Raw genomic sequence first — 1,183 nt, forward strand, 5'->3', positions numbered from 1 at the left:
GATGAGAACTGACCTGCTCCCCATAGGGCGTACCAGTTGAAGGTTAGTAGAGTCCGTTGTCAGAGGAAGAACGGACATGAAGAAGAGCAGATTCACCGAGGAGCAGATCATCGGTTTTCTCAAGCAGGCCGAGGGCGGCATGCCGGTCAAGGAGCTGTGTCGCCTGGGCGGTTTCAGCGATGCGACCTTCTACAAGTGGCGCGCCAAGTTCGGCGGCATGCAAGCCAGCGAAGCGACGCGGCTGCGCGAGATCGAGGGTGAGAATGCCAAGCTCAAGAAGCTGCTGGCCGAAGCTCATCTGCACATTGAAGCGCTGAAGGTGGGCTTCGGGGTAAAGCGCTGACCCCGCAGGCCAGGCGCGAGGCGGCTGCCAGGATGGTTCAGGAACTGTCCATCAGCGAGCGCTGCGCCTGTCGCTATGCGGGGTTGTCCAGAACCAGCTACCGGGAGCCGCCCAGCATGAACGAGTCCACGGCCAGCCTGAGCACGCGTATCGTTGAGCTGGCCCACGAGCGCCGGCGCTTCGGCTACCGTCGCATCCACGATCTGTTGGCCCTGGAAGGCCATCAGGTCAACCACAAGCGCGTGTGGCGGCTGTACAAGCTGGCCGAGTTGTCGGTGCGCAAACGCCGCAAGGTCAAGCGCACCAGCGGTGAGCGTCAGCCCCTGACAGCCAGCCTGCACGTCAACGACACCTGGAGCATCGACTTCGTGATGGACGCGCTGGCCAGCGGCCGGCGCATCAAGTGCCTGACGGTGGTCGATGACTTCAGCCGCGAGTGCGTGAACATCGCGGTGGACCACGGCATGGGTGGCGAATATGTCGTGCGCTTGCTGGACCAGGCAGCGCAATTCCGCGGCTACCCGCTGGCCATCCGCACCGACCAGGGGCCGGAGTTCACCAGCCGGACCTTCATGGCCTGGGCTGCGGCACGTGGTGTTCGGCACCTGCTCAACGATGCAGGCTGTCCGACCCAGAATGCCTATATCGAGAGCTTCAATGGCAAGTTCCGCGACGAGTGCCTGAACGAGCAATGGTTCGAATCGCTGGCGCAGGCCAGGCAGGAGATCGCCCGTTGGCGGCGCGACTACAACGAGCAGCGCCCGCACAGCTCGCTCGGACGCATCCCACCGGCCAAGTTCGCCGCCGAGCATCGCCAGCGCGCTGGCGATGCTGGGCAAT

Annotated in this window: 1 protein-coding gene; it reads left to right on the forward strand. The window is 63.7% G+C overall.

The annotated features are described in order from the left end of the window. Positions 1-76: 76 nt before the first annotated feature. Positions 77-1,183, forward strand: a protein-coding gene (locus tag A8M77_RS34995; protein WP_086937325.1) for an IS3 family transposase whose coding sequence is annotated in 2 segments (ribosomal slippage) — positions 77-338 and positions 338-1,183 — 1,108 coding nt annotated over the 2 segments. Because the reading frame shifts where the segments join, the coding sequence is not laid out codon by codon here. This gene is flagged as partial in the annotation.

The sequence above is a fragment of the Variovorax sp. JS1663 genome (assembly GCF_002157355.1).
Classification (GTDB): domain Bacteria; phylum Pseudomonadota; class Gammaproteobacteria; order Burkholderiales; family Burkholderiaceae_C; genus Variovorax.